At 46.5% G+C, this 16,385-nt stretch carries 16 protein-coding genes, 3 pseudogenes and 1 riboswitch; of the genes and pseudogenes, 13 read left to right on the plus strand and 6 right to left on the minus strand.

Features of this window, described 5'->3' with window-relative positions; genetic code table 11:
* Window positions 1-216: 216 nt before the first annotated feature.
* Entirely contained in the window at window positions 217-765 is a 549-nt protein-coding gene (locus GJ1_RS18315) for a hypothetical protein (RefSeq protein ID WP_157068363.1), read from the minus strand.
* Window positions 766-888: 123 nt separating this feature from the next.
* Between GJ1_RS18315 and GJ1_RS06180 the strand changes: the two genes are divergently transcribed.
* From GJ1_RS06180 to GJ1_RS06210, 7 genes and pseudogenes are all read left to right on the plus strand, one after another.
* A complete protein-coding gene (locus GJ1_RS06180; RefSeq protein WP_066229899.1) occupies window positions 889-2,658 on the plus strand; it encodes an ABC transporter ATP-binding protein in 1,770 nt (589 codons plus the stop codon).
* Complete coding sequence (locus GJ1_RS19410) at window positions 2,655-3,200, plus strand: MauE/DoxX family redox-associated membrane protein (RefSeq protein WP_066229902.1); 546 nt, start codon at window positions 2,655-2,657, stop codon at window positions 3,198-3,200. Before GJ1_RS06180 ends, GJ1_RS19410 begins: the two co-directional genes overlap by 4 nt.
* A gap of 21 nt (window positions 3,201-3,221) precedes the next feature.
* A complete protein-coding gene (locus GJ1_RS06190) occupies window positions 3,222-3,770 on the plus strand; it encodes a TlpA family protein disulfide reductase (protein WP_066229904.1) in 549 nt (182 codons plus the stop codon).
* 278 nt (window positions 3,771-4,048) lie between these two features.
* A pseudogene (gene istB, locus GJ1_RS19415) lies at window positions 4,049-4,815 on the plus strand (IS21-like element helper ATPase IstB).
* Between the two features lie 127 nt (window positions 4,816-4,942).
* On the plus strand, window positions 4,943-5,461 hold the full coding sequence (locus tag GJ1_RS06200; protein ID WP_066229907.1) for a hypothetical protein: 519 nt from the start codon (window positions 4,943-4,945) through the stop codon (window positions 5,459-5,461).
* 81 nt (window positions 5,462-5,542) lie between these two features.
* Complete coding sequence (locus tag GJ1_RS06205; protein ID WP_066229908.1) at window positions 5,543-6,424, plus strand: ABC transporter permease subunit; 882 nt, start codon at window positions 5,543-5,545, stop codon at window positions 6,422-6,424.
* On the plus strand, window positions 6,424-7,437 hold the full coding sequence (locus GJ1_RS06210; RefSeq protein WP_066229909.1) for an ABC transporter permease: 1,014 nt from the start codon (window positions 6,424-6,426) through the stop codon (window positions 7,435-7,437). The genes GJ1_RS06205 and GJ1_RS06210 overlap by 1 nt, the downstream gene beginning before the upstream one ends.
* Window positions 7,438-7,794: 357 nt before the next feature.
* On the opposite strand, the pseudogene GJ1_RS17725 reads toward GJ1_RS06210, so the two are convergent.
* Together GJ1_RS17725 and pckA are read right to left on the minus strand one after the other, a co-directional pair.
* Window positions 7,795-7,920, minus strand: a pseudogene (locus GJ1_RS17725) (helix-turn-helix domain-containing protein); the annotation flags it as partial.
* Window positions 7,921-8,099: 179 nt separating this feature from the next.
* On the minus strand, window positions 8,100-9,686 hold the full coding sequence (pckA, locus tag GJ1_RS06220) for a phosphoenolpyruvate carboxykinase (ATP) (protein ID WP_044730518.1): 1,587 nt from the start codon (window positions 9,684-9,686) through the stop codon (window positions 8,100-8,102).
* A gap of 186 nt (window positions 9,687-9,872) precedes the next feature.
* Window positions 9,873-9,987: riboswitch (SAM riboswitch) on the plus strand.
* A gap of 131 nt (window positions 9,988-10,118) precedes the next feature.
* On the opposite strand from pckA, the gene metK reads away from it, so the two are divergent.
* A complete protein-coding gene (metK, locus tag GJ1_RS06225; RefSeq protein WP_066229914.1) occupies window positions 10,119-11,333 on the plus strand; it encodes a methionine adenosyltransferase in 1,215 nt (404 codons plus the stop codon).
* Between the two features lie 64 nt (window positions 11,334-11,397).
* Here metK and GJ1_RS19375 read toward each other — a convergent pair.
* A pseudogene (locus tag GJ1_RS19375) lies at window positions 11,398-11,490 on the minus strand (DUF6803 family protein); the annotation flags it as partial.
* Window positions 11,491-11,602: 112 nt separating this feature from the next.
* Window positions 11,603-12,136: a gamma carbonic anhydrase gene (locus tag GJ1_RS06230; RefSeq protein WP_066229918.1), complete on the minus strand. Its 534-nt coding sequence runs from the start codon at window positions 12,134-12,136 to the stop codon at window positions 11,603-11,605.
* 338 nt (window positions 12,137-12,474) lie between these two features.
* On the opposite strand from GJ1_RS06230, the gene tbcS reads away from it, so the two are divergent.
* Window positions 12,475-13,584: a tetraprenyl-beta-curcumene synthase gene (gene tbcS / locus GJ1_RS06235; RefSeq protein ID WP_281176917.1), complete on the plus strand. Its 1,110-nt coding sequence runs from the start codon at window positions 12,475-12,477 to the stop codon at window positions 13,582-13,584.
* A gap of 58 nt (window positions 13,585-13,642) precedes the next feature.
* On the opposite strand, the gene mnmM is transcribed toward tbcS, so the two are convergent.
* Window positions 13,643-14,230: a tRNA 5-(aminomethyl)-2-thiouridylate-methyltransferase MnmM gene (gene mnmM / locus GJ1_RS06240; protein WP_066229920.1), complete on the minus strand. Its 588-nt coding sequence runs from the start codon at window positions 14,228-14,230 to the stop codon at window positions 13,643-13,645.
* On the opposite strand from mnmM, the gene GJ1_RS06245 reads away from it, so the two are divergent.
* The 4 genes from GJ1_RS06245 (at window position 14,214) to GJ1_RS06260 (ending at window position 16,383) form a co-directional block, all read left to right on the plus strand.
* The gene (locus GJ1_RS06245; RefSeq protein WP_066229923.1) at window positions 14,214-14,462 is read left to right on the plus strand and encodes a hypothetical protein; all 249 of its coding nucleotides are present in this window, start codon (window positions 14,214-14,216) and stop codon (window positions 14,460-14,462) included. The genes mnmM and GJ1_RS06245 overlap by 17 nt on opposite strands.
* A 61-nt stretch (window positions 14,463-14,523) precedes the next feature.
* Entirely contained in the window at window positions 14,524-14,787 is a 264-nt protein-coding gene (locus GJ1_RS06250; RefSeq protein ID WP_066229926.1) for a YtzC family protein, read from the plus strand.
* A gap of 18 nt (window positions 14,788-14,805) precedes the next feature.
* Window positions 14,806-14,970 (plus strand): glycogen biosynthesis protein GlgD, encoded by a 165-nt coding sequence (locus tag GJ1_RS06255; protein ID WP_066229929.1) that lies wholly within the window; start codon window positions 14,806-14,808, stop codon window positions 14,968-14,970.
* Between the two features lie 213 nt (window positions 14,971-15,183).
* The gene (locus GJ1_RS06260) at window positions 15,184-16,383 is read left to right on the plus strand and encodes an MDR family MFS transporter (RefSeq protein WP_066229931.1); all 1,200 of its coding nucleotides are present in this window, start codon (window positions 15,184-15,186) and stop codon (window positions 16,381-16,383) included.
* Window positions 16,384-16,385: the final 2 nt, after the last annotated feature.

The raw sequence follows: 16,385 nt of genomic DNA on the forward strand, positions 1-16,385 counted from the left end.
TTAGCAACCGCAGTTACAAAGCTGTACAGAAGAGCATTGTTCGCCAGTTCTTGAATCTCTATAATATCCTAAAGTTGCTTTAAATCCATAATTCCAACAACGGTTATCTGTACTGCAATACTTATAAAAATAAGTAGATGAACAAGGAACATAATTAGGAGAAATTAATCCAGATAAAAACTTACTCATTAATTATCCTCCCCTTCTTTCATAAATTTAATTGTTGGTTAAAAGAGAATCTCTTCTCAAAAACAATGAATAAAGTTCATATAAATCTGGAGTTGAAAACTTAATCTTTCCTTGTTCATTTAAAACTATAAAAGCGGGATAGTAAGGGATGCGAAATTCATCTATTAAATCGTTCTTGTATTGAAAAATAGATAAATTGGGATCTACTAAATCTAAATAATGGAGTAATTCATTGCTGTTTTCGTTAATAAGAATCTGTAAAGAAATTTTAAGATTATTAGACGTTAAAAGATACCAAAACTCCTCAAAGTGTTCTGTACAATGTGAACAGTTACTATTTAAGATTGCTACAATATTTAAATATTTATGGTCAATTTTTAAAAACGCTGTTTCTCCTTTTCTATCTTTTAATGGATAATTAATGAAACTTTTCGAATAATCAATTTCACTATGTTTTAGGTTAGTTTCTGAATTTTTATGAGTAATATTTTTGAGGTTTTGTAAGGAAATAAATGAATAGAATGTAGATAGGGAAAAAAGTAGTATGTAAAAAGTGTAAGATAATATATTTAACAAATTTCTTCCCCTCACAATAAGTCGAATTTCTTAATAAAATTAGACTTTTTGGGCTATTTCTGATATTATAGTAGTAGATATTCCCTTGAATGTCAATACGTTTATTAAGAGGGTTGATATGGTATGAATACATTAAAATTCATATTATCTATTTATTGGAATAAATGTAGAATCAACTTAATTGTGCTGATCTTTCTAAATTTTATTAATTCATTAATTCCTATCATTAGTATTCATTTGTTCCAAAAATTAATAGAAGAAATTATGAATTTCATGCAAGATGATGGATCACTAAAAATGTTAATATTTATTTTTACTCTACAAATTATAAGCAATATAATCCCTTTTATTGGGAATCATATTCTGAATATTAACGATCAGATTATTGATAACAAATTATCTCTTGAAACAACTTCATCTATGTTACAAAAAGTGAAGAGTTTAGATTATCTCGATTTTGAGAATCCTTCATTCTACGATAGTTTTCAAAGAGTTTCAAGCAATACAAGTAATATAATCGAATCTGTAAATCATTTGATTGGTCTTATTAGTAACTTAATCAGCGCTATATCAGTATTAGTATATTTATTAACTATTAATTGGATAGTTGTTCTTATCATTATTTTAGGCATTGTCCCTTACACTTTGACTTCGATAAAGTTTAACCGAAAAAACTTTTCTTTGATCAACGAACTCATGCCGGCAACTAGAAAGGAACAGTATTTCGTAAATTTATTGACTAATCGGAATACTTTAAAAGAGATTATACTATTTAATGCATTTAACTTTTTAGAACTAAATTGGAAAAAACAGTTTTTATTACTAGCAGAAAAAAAGCTAAATTTTATAAAAACAAAATCGAAAACATTATTTTCTGCGGAACTAATAATTTTATTAACCTTTACTCTTTCAGGATTAGTAATAATCATTGATTTTAAAAATTCAAATATGGCAGCAGATTTAGTTGCTACCATTCAATCCATACAGCTTTTTCAGACGAGTTTAAATAACATTGCGAAAAGCTATTCTGATTTTAAAGGAACTTTAATTTTCATCGAGGACTATATGAAATTTATTCATATTAAGCCTAGAAATGAAGTGAAGTTAAACAAAATAGAAAAATTACATAGATTGGAGGTGAAAAATCTTTGGTTCAGATATCCAAATAATAATTTTGATACTTTAAAAGGGATAAGCTTTAATATTAATCCAGGCAAAAAAATAGCAATCGTAGGGGAAAATGGAAGCGGGAAAACAACACTTATAAAGTGTATAACAGGATTATATTCCAAAGAAAACTTACCTATTTTTATAAATGGAATTCCAATCAAAGAAGTAGATATTGAAAGTCTACAAGACAGAATATCCGTTTTGTTCCAAGATTTTATATCATACGAATTAACGGTAAGAGAGAATATAGGAATAAGTAGCTTCTCTAACATGGATGACAATATTAGACTCCAAAATGTTGCTGAAAAAGTTAATTTGTTAGAGATAATTAACAAACTGCCAAATAGGTTTGATTCTCTACTTGGTAGATACTTCGAAGGGGGGAATGAGCTATCGGGTGGACAATGGCAAAAAATAGCTCTCGGTAGAGCGCTATTTCGAGAAAGTGACCTAATAATTTTAGATGAACCTACAGCAGCTCTTGATCCTGTATCAGAAAAAGAGATTTTAGAAGATATTTTAAATGAATGTGACAAATCCATTATTATAGTTACCCATAGGTTAGGAGTTGCGAGCTTAGCAGACGAAATTTTAGTGATGAAAGATGGACAGATTGTGGAAAGCGGTACTCACACCGAACTTCTTTCCCTTAATGGGGAGTACAAAAAAATGTATGAGTCTCAATCCCATTGGTATAACCTTCAGAAAGGGGTATTAATATGAATTTTAATAATTCTATATTTACCCTTTTATTAATATTTCTTATACTAATTTTCTTATCTTCAACAATAAGTAAAATTATGCATAAAGAAAGATATGATGTTACTATAAGGAATTATGGAATTAAACACCCCTTATTGGTAAAATTTGTTTACCTTTTTATAGTATTAAGTGAGGGCTTCATTACATTTTCATTGGCTTTATCAGGTGTAAATTTCTATTGTTTGTTAACCATATCTCTGCTTTTGTCCATTTTTTCAATATTTATAGTGATTAACCTTTTTAAAGGAAACCAAAATTTTTCTTGTGGATGTGGTGGGGTTTTGGAAAATGAGAGGCTCTCTTACTGGATGGTATTAAGAAATGCAGTAATAATTTTGATTGCCTTTATTTTATTTAAATCTAAATACTCCATGAATTATTTGACAGTTCAAACTTTATTATCTTTCATTATCGTAAGTGTATTTTTAATATATGTTCAAGTTTTAAAGGAACTCAAAAAAATAAATGAGATTATGCACTTTATTTTTAAGTATATTTACTAGAATTTAGAAAGGATGGTAGTTATGCTTTCAAATACTTTACTTTTTTTAGTAATGATACTTCTACTTATTCAATCATATATAATTTACTCTATTATTAAACTTGTGAGAACTTTTTTATCCGAGATCAGAACCATAAAAGGGATTCAGTTTGGAAGTTTGCAAAATGGAGACAAGGCTCCTGCTTTTCGTGCTTTAGATTATCAAGGTAAAAAAGTGGTTTTAAAAGAGATCTTGGAACAACAAAAAGTCCTATTATTGTTTATTAGTAGTACTTGCCCAACATGTAAGAGAGTTGTGAAAGAGTTACCTAACATTAGCAATCGAGCTAACTTTAAAATTATGTTAATAAACAACGATGAAAGTAATAATGATCAGCTTGTTTTAGAAAACATCAATGAATCAATAATATATATCAAAGCTGCATACCTCTTTAATACATATAAAGTTAATAGTACACCTTATGTATATTTGATAAATCAGTCAGAAGAAATCGAGATTAGTACAGGGATTAAAAATCCTAAAGAACTAAGTCTTATGTTAATTAACGAAGATTTTAGAGCAACTAGCTAAAAAATACACGAAGGTAACCAAATTGATGAAGCAAATCCACCAATTGTCTCCAAGAATGGATGGAAAAATAAGTTTTTCAAAAACAAACCTTTGAAATAATACTTCTAAAAGAGAGGCCATTTCGCCAGACATTGCATATTCCATCACAAAATCGGGAATCATAAATCATAATAATGTCCAATTCTTGGCAATATACCCAAATTGGTCATATCATTGTTGAACTTAAGAAACAACAAAAAAGCAATAGTTATGGTTGGGCATAAATACCAAAGAATTTCTTGAATCATTTTTGGATACCTCGTTCATCATCAGAGCTTGGTTGGCACCACACAGCCCACCAACTAGATAGTTTATTAGAAGACGCTTCTAGAGATAATGTATCATATTCTGAGTTTCTAAACACTATTGTTTTACAAGAAATTGAATATCAAGAATCTCAACAACTAGAAAAGCGAATGAAACGAGCAAAATTACCTTATATCAAAACGATTCATGACTTTGACTTTTCCTTTCAACCGAGTATCTCAGTGAAAAAAGAGTCAAAGAAACGCTGACCTGTCGGTTTATTGCCAACGGGGAAAATCGAATCTTACTAGGCCCACCGGGTGTTGGAAAGACGCATTTAGCGATTTCCTTTGCGGTGGAAGCCATCACGCAAGGGTATACGGCTTTATTCTTAACCGCAGACGATTTAGTGGCTGAATGCCGAAAGGCAAACGAAAAAGGGACTCTCCAGCGATTAGTGAATCGTTGGAGTCGTCCAGATGTACTCATTATTGATGAGGTAGGTTACTTTCCTTTTGATGAGCTAACGGCGAATGTCTTTTTTCAGGTCGTATCGAAACGATATGAACAAGGCTCTATGATTCTCACATCGAATAAATCCTATCTCGAATGGGGGAAAGTATTCGGTGATGATGTACTAGCGACAGCGATTTTAGATCGCCTATTACATCACGCCATTACCTTTAATATCAAAGGCGATTCTTATCGTCTACGAGAAAAGAAAAAAGCAGGAGTTTATCCTGCCCAGTTGCCTAATTAAACGTTCATAATGGGGAATTTCATTTCGTTGAAATTGGGAAATTTTAAATCGTTATTGACAATATTTCACATAGTATAATATTTTTCTTTTTGAAAGATGCTTATACGTACATATAAGGAGGGTTTTTATGAAGTATATCCGAATGACGGTGGTCCTTACGTTGTTGTTGCTATTGGTGCTGGTCGGCTGTGCCAAACCGAAAGTGGAGCAAACGGTAAAACTAGGTGGTGCGGTCAAAACGATCGGTGACCGAGTGGTGCTAAACGGGAACAGCAATCTGCCAAAAGGCGCCGTCGTGCAAATTGTTATGAAAGAAATCGAGGGGGGCAAACAAGTACTCGAGGAAAAAGTAAAAGTTGGGGAAGATGGAAGTTATTCATGGAGCGCGAAAAGACCGGAGCGAGCTAAGGAATATGAGCTGGACGTGATGTTTTTGCCAGAATTGCAACCGAAGCGAGTAAAAGAAAAGTATGGCGAAAAGGGAGAGCTCATCAAAAAAGACTCGTCGGGCAGAGTAGAATATAAAACAGACGGACAAACATATGCAGGAATTAAAATGTATGACCGCATCTTTAAAATAGGCGATGGAATGGCAGGGCAGCAATCAATGTTAGCAGAAACGTTGCCTCCGGCACCATCTTATTAAAATGCAAGCACTGGCAGCTTACAGCTGAAAGGAACATAAAGCAATCGTTTGCCCATGCTCCGAAGGAGGGGGATCAGCCTTATGAAGAAATGGAAACTCGCCTTGACGGTGCTGGCGGATTTGTTGCTTACCATTTTAACGATTATGGCGATTATCGCGTTTGCGCAAAGCTATTCCTTGTTTCCGAGCCCGCAAATGGTCACGGTGTTTTGGCAGCAATTTCAGCAGCTGTTTTGGAGCTTTTTTTATATTCGTGATATAACGGTTTCGCTCTCGCAATGGCACAATGCTCCCCTGCTCTCAACGATGATGGAGCCGTATGCCTATTCCCTTATTATTTTATGGGGGGCGCTGGCTGTTTCCTTCCTTATAGCCGTTACGGGAGCCTACATCTGCTTTTTGCTTCCGCGCCCGCTGCAAAAGATTGTTAAAGGAATCGCGTTTTTTCTTGAGTCGATCCCCGATGTTATCTTTATTTTTTCCACGCAACTGTTTGTCATCTGGGTGTTTAAAAAGACAGATTTGCTTATTGTCGATCCGGTTGCCGGTTTTGACAATGTATACGTGTTACCGATTGTAATGATTTCAATTTTGCCTTCAATTATGCTGTTCCAAATGACATTTCTTGCGTTTACGGAAGAAAAGGACAAGCCATACGTTGAATATGCGCTAGCGAAAGGCTTGTCAAAAACGGCAGTGCTATGGCGCCACATGTTCCGCAATGCGCTGATCACCGTGTTTTCTAACATGCAATATTTGTTTTGGTTTATGCTGTCGAACTTGTTAGTGACGGAATATTTGTTTAATATGCACGGATTTTTCCGGTTTTTGTATGAGCAGCGCCATACGCCGGAAGTAGTGGCTATCGGTCTTGCCATGCTGTTTTTGCCGTTTTACATCATTGATGTGGCCGGGAAACGAGTGATTGCTTATTTGACGGGAATAGAGAGGGGCGTAGCGTGATGCGCGCATTCCGTAACGTTTATTTTACGGCAGGGTTTATCATCGCGGCCGGTCTATTGCTGGCCAGTTTTTTATATTCTTATTGGCTGAAAGACATCATTCCACAGCCGCCGGAGCGGATCTACAATGAGGCTGGACGGCTCGTTGATGTTCCACCGTACCCGCCGAGCTGGGCCCATCTGTTTGGCGTCGACCGCCAAGGCGAAGATGTGTTTTGGAAAGTCATCGACGGGGCGAAATATACGATTTTCACCGCGTTGGCAGTCAGTTTGCTGCGGCTGGCGTTCGGGACGGTCGGCGGAATCATTTATGCTTTTTATTTACAGAAATTTCGTTTTATTGCCGAGTCCATCGTCCGCGCATTTCGTTTTGTGCCGGCGATATTTTTAACGATGCTCTTTTTTGCTTTCATTCCATTGGAGGAGCAAGGAGCCGGAATGGAAGTGTTGATAAAACAAATATTGGTGTTTGCGGCTGTTGCGCTTCCGCCGTTAATGCTGGTCATCGGCAATGATATCGCTGTCTTTTTGCAAAATGAATTTGTCGTTTCTTCCCGGCTGATGGGAGCTAATAACTTTTGGCTCATCCGCAAGCACGTTCTCCCGTATATGCGGCCGCGGCTGTTTTTACTGTTTATCCAGCAGACGGTGCAGTCGCTCTTGCTGCTTGTGCATCTCGGAGCGTTTCAAATTTTGCTAGGAGGCGTAAAAATTATCGACAATTCCGATGGGTTGGGCCCTCCGGAGAAGGTGGCGATCTCCCTTTCGAACGAATGGTCCGGCTTGATCGGTCTTTCCTATCGGGAAATGATGCTTGACCAATGGATTGTTGTCGGGCCGTGTGTTGCCTTTATCGTTGCGATTTTTGCCTTCAAATTAATGGGAAAAGGGTTAGAGCAAGTGATCGACGAAAAAGGAAAACGGAAGCAGCGGAAAAAACAGCGGAGTTCAGCGGGAAAAACCGCTTCTTTTCCGCCGCAGCAGAGCGATTTTGAATTTGTACTTTATAAATAGGCTATCCTAAAAATAAGTGGTATACAAAGGATATAAACTTGATAGTATGGGCAATACAGCTTATTTTAATGTATCGTTGTTCCGAAAATTGGAATAAGTGTCTCTGATAAGGTAATTGTTGTTTTTTTTCTGCTAGTGTAAAAATTGCGAACGAAGAGAAGGTTCACCCTTCTCTTCGTTTCAGACTGTTGACAGCTTTTTTATTATGGGGGTAGTACAGAGGAGGAACGGAAGGAAAAAACGATGCTTCGTCAACACCAAGAAGAGAAGATGGGTGCCATACAAAAACGACGGTAAAACTGGATGATCTTGTCCCAGAGAATCACTTGGTGAGAAAACAGGATGTGACCATTGATGATTGGGGGAGTGAATATATTTTCGGACGGTTTTCCGATCGATCCCCAATTCCCTCGCAATATCGGAAATACTCCTTCCCCTTTCATACATCTCTTTGATCACAAAAAATTCCCCTCTCGTAATCACGAACCATAGCTCCTCTCGTTGACACTATGGTTCTATTATAAGTGGGGAATTTTATTCCGGCTATATTGGGGATTTTATCATCGGCTTTAACAAAGGATTCAGTGTCGGAGTCCAAAGCAAAGGAAAGAACAGAAAAAACGGCCGGACAGGGAACGGTTCCCTGTCCGGCCGGGTTCTTGTTAAACGAGCGGTCCGCCGAGTTTTTCAATGGACGGATCGATGTGGGCGAATTTTTGGAAGTTGGCGCGGAATTTTTGCGCCAGTTCTTTCGCTTTTTGTTCGTACGCCTGTTTGTCCGCCCATGTGTTTTGCGGTTTAAGGACGTCATCGGGCACGCCCGGGACGTGCGCCGGGATGGCGAGGCCGAAAATCGGGTCTTGCACCGTCTCGACGTTGTCGAGCTCCCCTTCGACGGCGGCTTGCACCATCGCGCGGGTGTAGGCGAGCTTCATGCGGCTGCCGACGCCGTACGGTCCCCCTGTCCAGCCGGTGTTGACCAAAAAGACGCGGACGTTGTGTTCGGCGATTTTTTGCCCGAGCATTTCCGCGTATTCGACGGCCGGGCGCGGCAAAAACGGCGCGCCAAAGCATGTCGAGAACGTCGCTTCCGGTTCGGTGACGCCGCGTTCGGTGCCGGCGAGCTTGCTTGTGTAGCCGCTCAAGAAATGGTACATCGCCTGTTCACGCGTCAGCTTGCTGATGGGCGGCAGGACGCCGAACGCATCGGCCGTCAAAAACACGATCGTGGACGGATGGCCGGCGACGCTCGGGTCGATGATGTTTTGGATCGCTTGAAGCGGGTAGGCGGCGCGCGTGTTTTCCGTCAGCGTGCCGTCGTCGTAATTCGGCACGCGCGTCGCGTCATCGAGGATGACGTTTTCGAGCACCGCGCCGAAGCCGATGGCGTCAAAAATTTGCGGCTCTTTTTCACGCGATAGATGGATGCATTTTGCATAGCAGCCGCCTTCGATGTTGAAAATGCCTCGGCTCGACCAGCCGTGTTCGTCATCGCCGATCAAGCGGCGGTTCGGGTCGGTCGAGAGCGTCGTTTTTCCCGTTCCCGACAAGCCGAAAAAGAGGGCGACGTCGCCTTCCTGGCCGACGTTGGCCGAGCAGTGCATCGGCAGGATGCCTTGTTCCGGCAGCAAATAGTTCATCACCGAGAAAATCGATTTTTTCATTTCGCCGGCATATTCGGTGCCGCCGATCAACACGGTGCGCCGCTCAAACGAGATGATGATGAACGCTTCCGAGCGCGTGCCGTCCACATTCGGGTCGGCTTTAAAGTTCGGCGCGCAAATGACCGTAAATTGCGGCTCATGCGCGGCGAGCTCCTCGGCGCTCGGGCGGATGAACAGCTGATGGACGAACAAGTTGTGCCAAGCGAATTCGTTGACGACTTGAATCGGCAGCCGATATTTCGGATCGGCGCCGGCAAAGCCTTTAAACACGAACAGCTCATCTTTCTTCATTAAATAATCGAGCACTTTGTCGTACAGTTTGTCAAACGTTTCTGGAGACATCGGCTGGTTGACGGCTCCCCAGTCGATCGTTTGCTTCGTTGACGGTTCTTCGACGATGTATTTGTCTTTCGGCGACCGTCCGGTGTACTTGCCGGTCGTGACGGCGACTGCCCCGGTGTGGGTCAGCCGTCCTTCATTCCGCTGCAGCACTTTCTCGACGAGCTCGGCGACGGACAGTTGATGGCGAACGTACGGTTTTTGCAGCAATACATCAAGCTTATTTGTCATGTTTGCGATCCCCATGTTCACAACCTGCCTTCTTTATTGTAATCACTCTTGGAAATAGTATAACACATTTTTATTAATAGTCCATACTATTTGTGTAGGTTTTCGTGATTTATTTTTTCCTATTTTTTTGTAAAAAAAATTCCCCCCTATGCAGTTGACTTTACTTGCTTCCTTGCGATAAGATAAGTCATTGAACGGATACTCTTATCCCGAGCCGGTGGAGGGACAGGCCCGATGAAACCCAGCAACCGTCACAACTGTACATGTGTGAAATGGTGCTAACCTGTGGCAAGGCGCAGTCCTTGAACGATAAGAGTGAAAGGAAGCAATACGATTGCCATGACCTTTCCTCAGCCGTTACAGGAAAGGTTTTTTATATTGCGATATTGCGAAAAGGGAAATGAGTTCCGTGTCGCCACATTATGCCAGGAGGAGGAAACAAACCGAATGTCAGCCAAACGCCGCTTGTTTACTTCAGAATCTGTGACGGAAGGACATCCGGATAAAATTTGCGACCAAATTTCCGATGCGATTTTGGACGCCATTTTGGAAAAAGACCCGAACGCCCGCGTCGCTTGCGAAACGAGCGTGACGACCGGGCTGGTGCTTGTGAGCGGGGAAATCACGACGTCAACGTACGTGGACATTCCGCGCATCGTCCGCGATACGGTTCGGGAGATCGGCTACACGCGCGCCAAATACGGATTTGACGCCGATACGTGCGCGGTGTTGACGTCGATTGACGAACAGTCGCCGGACATTGCGATGGGGGTTGACCGGGCGCTCGAGGCGCGCGAAGGTCAGATGACTGACGAGGAAATTGAAGCGATCGGCGCCGGCGACCAAGGGCTCATGTTTGGGTTCGCCTGCAATGAGACGGAGGAATTGATGCCGCTGCCGATCTCGCTTGCGCACCGCTTGGCGCGCCGATTGGCGGAAGTGCGCAAAACGGACGTCCTGCCGTACTTGCGCCCGGACGGCAAAACGCAAGTGACGATCGAATACGATGAAAACGGCAAACCGGTGCGCGTCGATACGATCGTCGTTTCCGCGCAGCATCATCCGGAAATCACGCAAGAGCAAATCCAACGCGACATTAAGGAACATGTCATCAAGCCGGTCGTGCCGGCGGAGCTGCTGGATGAGAACACGAAATATTTCATCAACCCGACAGGACGATTTGTCATCGGCGGTCCGCAAGGGGATGCCGGGTTGACGGGGCGGAAAATCATCGTCGATACGTACGGCGGCTACGCCCGTCACGGGGGCGGCGCGTTCTCGGGCAAAGATCCGACGAAAGTCGACCGTTCGGCGGCGTATGCGGCCCGCTATGTCGCGAAAAACATCGTCGCGGCAGGGCTTGCCGACAAATGCGAAGTGCAGCTCGCCTACGCCATCGGGGTCGCCCGTCCGGTTTCCATTTCGATCGATACGTTCGGCACTGGAAAAGTGTCGGAAGATGTGTTAATTGAAGTCGTGCGCAACAACTTCGACCTGCGCCCGGCGGGCATCATCAAAATGCTCGACCTTCGCCGCCCGATTTACAAACAGACGGCCGCTTACGGCCATTTTGGGCGCACGGACGTCGACCTGCCGTGGGAGCGCACCGACAAAGCCGCTTTGTTGAAAGAACAAGCGCTGGCGTTGGCGAACAACCGATAAACGCAAAACGGAGGGGGCTAGAGAGGCCGCCCTCCGTTTTTTTTAGAATGACCGACCTAAGCGGCGGGTCAAGCATGCGAAACATCATGGCGATGTGGGCTGTGACGAGGAAGATGCCAACAAAAGCGGTATAACATTTGTGTTTTTCTAGGGAGATTGAATCGACTCATGCCAAGGCGCGGCGAACGCAAGCCGCGGGCTGCCTCCGCCAGTCGAAAAGTGGGCAAGCGACTTTTCCGTCAAGGATGTGGTAAAATCGTTTTTGCTCTTCACTCCCACTCCGCCGGCCGCTGTTGCTGCAGCGCTTTATAATACTGCCCCTTCTCTACATATTCGCGGCGGATGCGTTCCATTTCGCGGAGATCGTCTTCCGTCAGCTCGCGGACGACTTTGGCCGGCCGGCCGAGAGCGAGCACGTTGGGCGGAATTTTTTTGCCCGGCGGCACTAAACTGCCGGCGCCGATAAACGCGCCTTCCCCGATTTCGGCGCGATCCAAAATGATCGACCCCATGCCGATCAGCGCGTTTTTCCGGACGATGGCGCTGTGCAAAATGACTTGATGGCCGACCGTCACGCCGTCTTCGATAATAAGCGGATTGTTTGGACTTTGATGCAAAATTGAGTTATCTTGAATATTGACCCGGTTGCCGATGATGGTCGGCGCCACGTCGCCGCGAATGACGGTGTTGAACCAAATGCTCGTCTCTTCGCCGATCGTGACATCGCCGGTGATCGTCACATAGTCGGCGATAAAGGCGGATGCGGCAATTTGCGGCGTTTTGCCTTTGTATGGGTAAATCATGGGCGTTCGTTCCTTTCTGTTGCAAAATCGATCGTTCACCATGTATTGTACAACGCTGCGTCCAAATCGCCAACGAAAGCGAACGCGCCTAATCGGGACTGGTGAAAAACGTTTCTTTTCGCCCAATGAGTGGTTGGGATAGGGAAAGAAGATCCGATTTCACAAAGCTTCTCAACGTGAGAAGAACCGTTGTTGAGCGGCTTTTTCATTCCATCGCCAACCCTTTTATGGTTTGCCCCGGCCGCAGGGATGGCAATACTGGAAGACGAGATTGCAGGCTGTTCAGACGCGAAACGATTTTGGTTGCCGATAAGATGGAAATGCTAGGAGACGAGATTATGGTGTTTGCACCTGAGGTGAGCCGATTGAACATTCCGAAAAACCCCATCGCCTTGATGAAAATGGTGTATCGCGACGTGTTTCCGCTTGTCCACCGCGAACTTTCGCATTGGCGGCAACAGGCTGAGCATATTCCAGACCCAGAGCTGCGGCGCCAGGCGCTCGCGAGCATCGCTTCGAAAACGTTCCATTGCGAAGGCGGCGCCATTTTGGCGCTGTTGGCGGGCGAAAAACGAGAGGCGTGCATCCGCTTTATCGTCGCCTATCAGACGATCAGCGATTATTTGGATAATTTGTGCGACCGGAGCACCTCGCTCGATCCGCTCGACTTTCGCGCCTTGCACGATTCGATGCCGGACGCCTTGACGATCGGCGCGGAGCCGTCGAACTATTACCGCCATCGCCGCGAACAGGAAGACGGCGGCTATTTGCCGGCGCTCGTCCGCACGTGCCAAGAGGTGCTCGAGACGGTGCGCCATTATGAAACGATCGCCCCGTTTTTGCATGAATTGGCCGGATATTATTGCGACTTGCAAGTGCATAAACACGTCGATGTCAACGAGCGGGTGCCGCGGCTGGTGCAATGGTTCGCGCAATACAAAGACTCCTTGCCGCCGATGGAATGGTACGAATTTTCCGCTTGCTCCGGTTCAACGCTTGGCATTTTTTGCCTCGTCGCCTACGCCTTTGGCGAGTCGCTGCCGCCGGAGATGGCGAAACGAGTGCGCGACGGCTATTTTCCGTACATTCAAGGGTTGCATATTTTGCTCGACTATTTGATCGACCAGGAAGAAGACCGGGAAGGCGGCGACTTAAACTTTTGCTTTTACTACCCGAACGAAACCGTGCTGTTTGAGCGGCTTTGCCATTTCATCGAAGAGGCCGACCGCCATGTCGGGGCGCTGCCGCACAGCGAGTTCCACCGCCTCATTCACCGAGGGCTTCTTGGGTTGTATTTGTCGGATGCCAAGGTGAAAAAGCAGCGCGGGCTGCGCCGGCTGGCGCGCCGGCTCGTCCGCGCCGGCGGGGCGGCATCGCAGTTTTTCTATTGGAACGGAAAAGCGTACCGCTTTTGGCAGGAGCGGCAAAAACGGCTGTCCTTTTCATAAAGGGCGGCCGTTTGCTTGTATTGGCAAGGGCAGCGGTTCGTCGGCGGACCGGACGGACTCAGGCGCCCCCATCCGCCCGATTCTCGAGCGCGAGCAAAAACGGCGGGTCGTTTTGCCGATTGATGAATTCGTATTTCAAGGCGTGGACGCGCCGCTGATCAAGGGAGCGGACGTAATCCAGGAGCGCGTCGCGTTCGCGCTTTCCTTCGGGATGGCCGTGGTAGACGACAAGGACGATGACGCCGCCCGGCTTCATGATGGAAAGCAGTTGATCGATCGCGGCGATCGTCGATTCCGGTTGGGTCACGATTTGCTTATTGCCGCCCGGCAAATAGCCGAGGTTGAACACCGCGCCGGCGATGCGCCCGTGTACATCGGCGGGAAGCGCCTCAAGCAGCTCGCTATGGCTTCGCTCGAACAACGTCGCCCGCCCGCATAGCCCATGTTCCGCGAGGCGGGCGGAAGCGGCGGCGATCGCCTCACGTTGAATGTCAAAGCCGAACACATGGCCGAAATCCCCGACGCGTTGAGCCAAATACACGGTGTCGCGCCCGTTGCCGACGGTCGCGTCGACGGCGATGTCGCCTTCGTTGACTGCTTGATCAAGCAAAAAGCGGGCAAACGGCAAAATGTTCATCAAAGCCATCGGTTGGCCCTCCTTGCGATCGTTTCATCGTTTACGTTGGCGGGGATGGCGCTGCGGCCAAAGATGTCGGGCGCCATCGCTTTTTCCCTCCAGCCGCTCCATCCTCTACGCCGGCGTGACAGAAAACCTTGAGCTGACCGACATCGGCCTGATCGAGCTGAACGAAGATCCTCACGTCGGCATTGTAACAAAAACTTCATTGAAAATCGACCGCTGCCAATCATTGGCGTGATACGGATGCCGTAAGCGGCGCATAGTAAACATGAGGGAACTTCACGAAACGAGGTGAGTGCATGGCGACAAGACAATCTGTCGAGGAATTTTTGCAGCGGTGCGAAGATGTGATCCGCTACGCGAAAGAGCAATATACGGAAGCGCAAAAGCAGGAGCATTACAACATCACCGAATACACAAACGCCCAGCAGATGCTCGAGCGGGCGGTCATCGATTTGGCGCACTTGGCACGAAGCTGCAATGCCCAGCAGCGCGAGCAGCTGCATCGGATGCGGCTCCAGCTTGAGCAATTGCAAAACGACATGATTTTGCTTGACCGCTGAAACGAGGAGGAACACGACATGAAGCGACGCCTGAAACAAACGAATCCGGAGCAAAAAACGCGCAACGGCCAAAACAATAACGATCTCGAGCTTGGCCAAGGCTTTGATCCGGTGAAGCTGGCGAAAAAACAATACGAGGAAACGGGCGGCCAACCGGCCCGCTCCAAGCAGCGGAACGGGTGACGACAAGCCAAAGGGGCGGATGCCGCTCCGTCTTTTTCTTCTTTTCCGCGCAGGAGCCCCCGCTTCAAAAGCCATTATTTCAGTGGGGGAGTTAGTTTTGAAAAAAAGCGGCGGACGCATCGGAACGCTCCGCCTTTTTTATTGCATTTTTTCCTGTTTTCCCCTACAATTGTTTCGGGAGTCAAAAGAAAAACACGAAAAGGATGATGACCGATGCCCCGCGCTCTTTGGTGGCTGCTTGTCGGCATGGCGCTCAATGTGACAGGGGCGTCGTTTTTATGGCCGCTCAATACGATCTATTTGCACGAACAGCTCGGCCAGCCGCTCGCGGTCGCGGGTGTCGTGCTCATGCTCAACTCCGGCGGCAGCGTCATCGGCAGCTTGGCCGGCGGCTTCTTGTTTGACCGGATCGGCGGGTTTCGCGCTCTCTTGGCCGGGGCGGTGTTGACGATGGCCGCGCTCGCGGGCTTAAGCGTTTGGCACGGCTGGCCGCACTATGCCGTATGGCTGGCGCTTGTCGGCATTGGCAGCGGCGTCGTCTTTCCGGCGGCGTCGGCGTACGCCGGAGCGATTTGGCCGGAAGGGGGGCGGCGGGCGTTCAACGCCTTGTATGTCGCGCAAAACATCGGCGTCGCCGCCGGTTCGGCGCTTGGCGGGCTTGTCGCTTCATATTCGTTCTCGCTCGTTTTTTTCGCCAATCTTTTGTTGTATGTTGCGTTTTTGTTCACGATTATTGCCGGGTTGCGGCGCGTTCCGATTTTGCCGCCGCCGAGAAAGAAACGATCCGGAGAAGCGGAAAGAGCGCCATCCCGCGCCGTGGGCTGGGCGCTCGCTCTCCTTTGCGCCGGCTATGGACTGTGCTGGATGAGCTATGTCCAATGGTCGACGACGATCGCCGCCTATACGCGCGAGCTGGGGATACCGGTGGGGCAGTACAGCTTGCTTTGGACGATCAACGGCGCGTTGATCGTTCTAGGACAGCCGGCGCTGGCGCGGGTGATCCGCCGCTTCATGCCGATGTTGAAACGGCAAATCGTGATCGGTTTTCTCGTTTTCGCCGTTTCGTTTGCCATGCTGTTTGGGGCGAATTCGTTTGCTGAGCTTGCTGCCTCAATGGCTGTGCTGACGATCGCCGAGATGATCGTCTGGCCGGCGATTCCAACGGTGGTGAGCGAACTCGCGCCGCCGGGGAAGGCCGGGTTTTACCAAGGGGTCATCAACGGCACGGCTACCGCTGGGCGCATGATCGGACCGGTCATCGGCGGCTCGGTCGCCGATCTGTTCGGGATGAAGCCGCTGATTGTGATGTTAGTATCATTCGCCCTATTGGCGGTGCTTGCCGTGCTGATGTATGACCGCTGGATTCCGAAGCCGACCGAGAAGGCGGATGAAAAAACCGCGGTGACTGTATAGGG

This window comes from Geobacillus jurassicus NBRC 107829, assembly GCF_001544315.1.
GTDB classification, from domain to species: Bacteria; Bacillota; Bacilli; order Bacillales; family Anoxybacillaceae; genus Geobacillus; species Geobacillus jurassicus.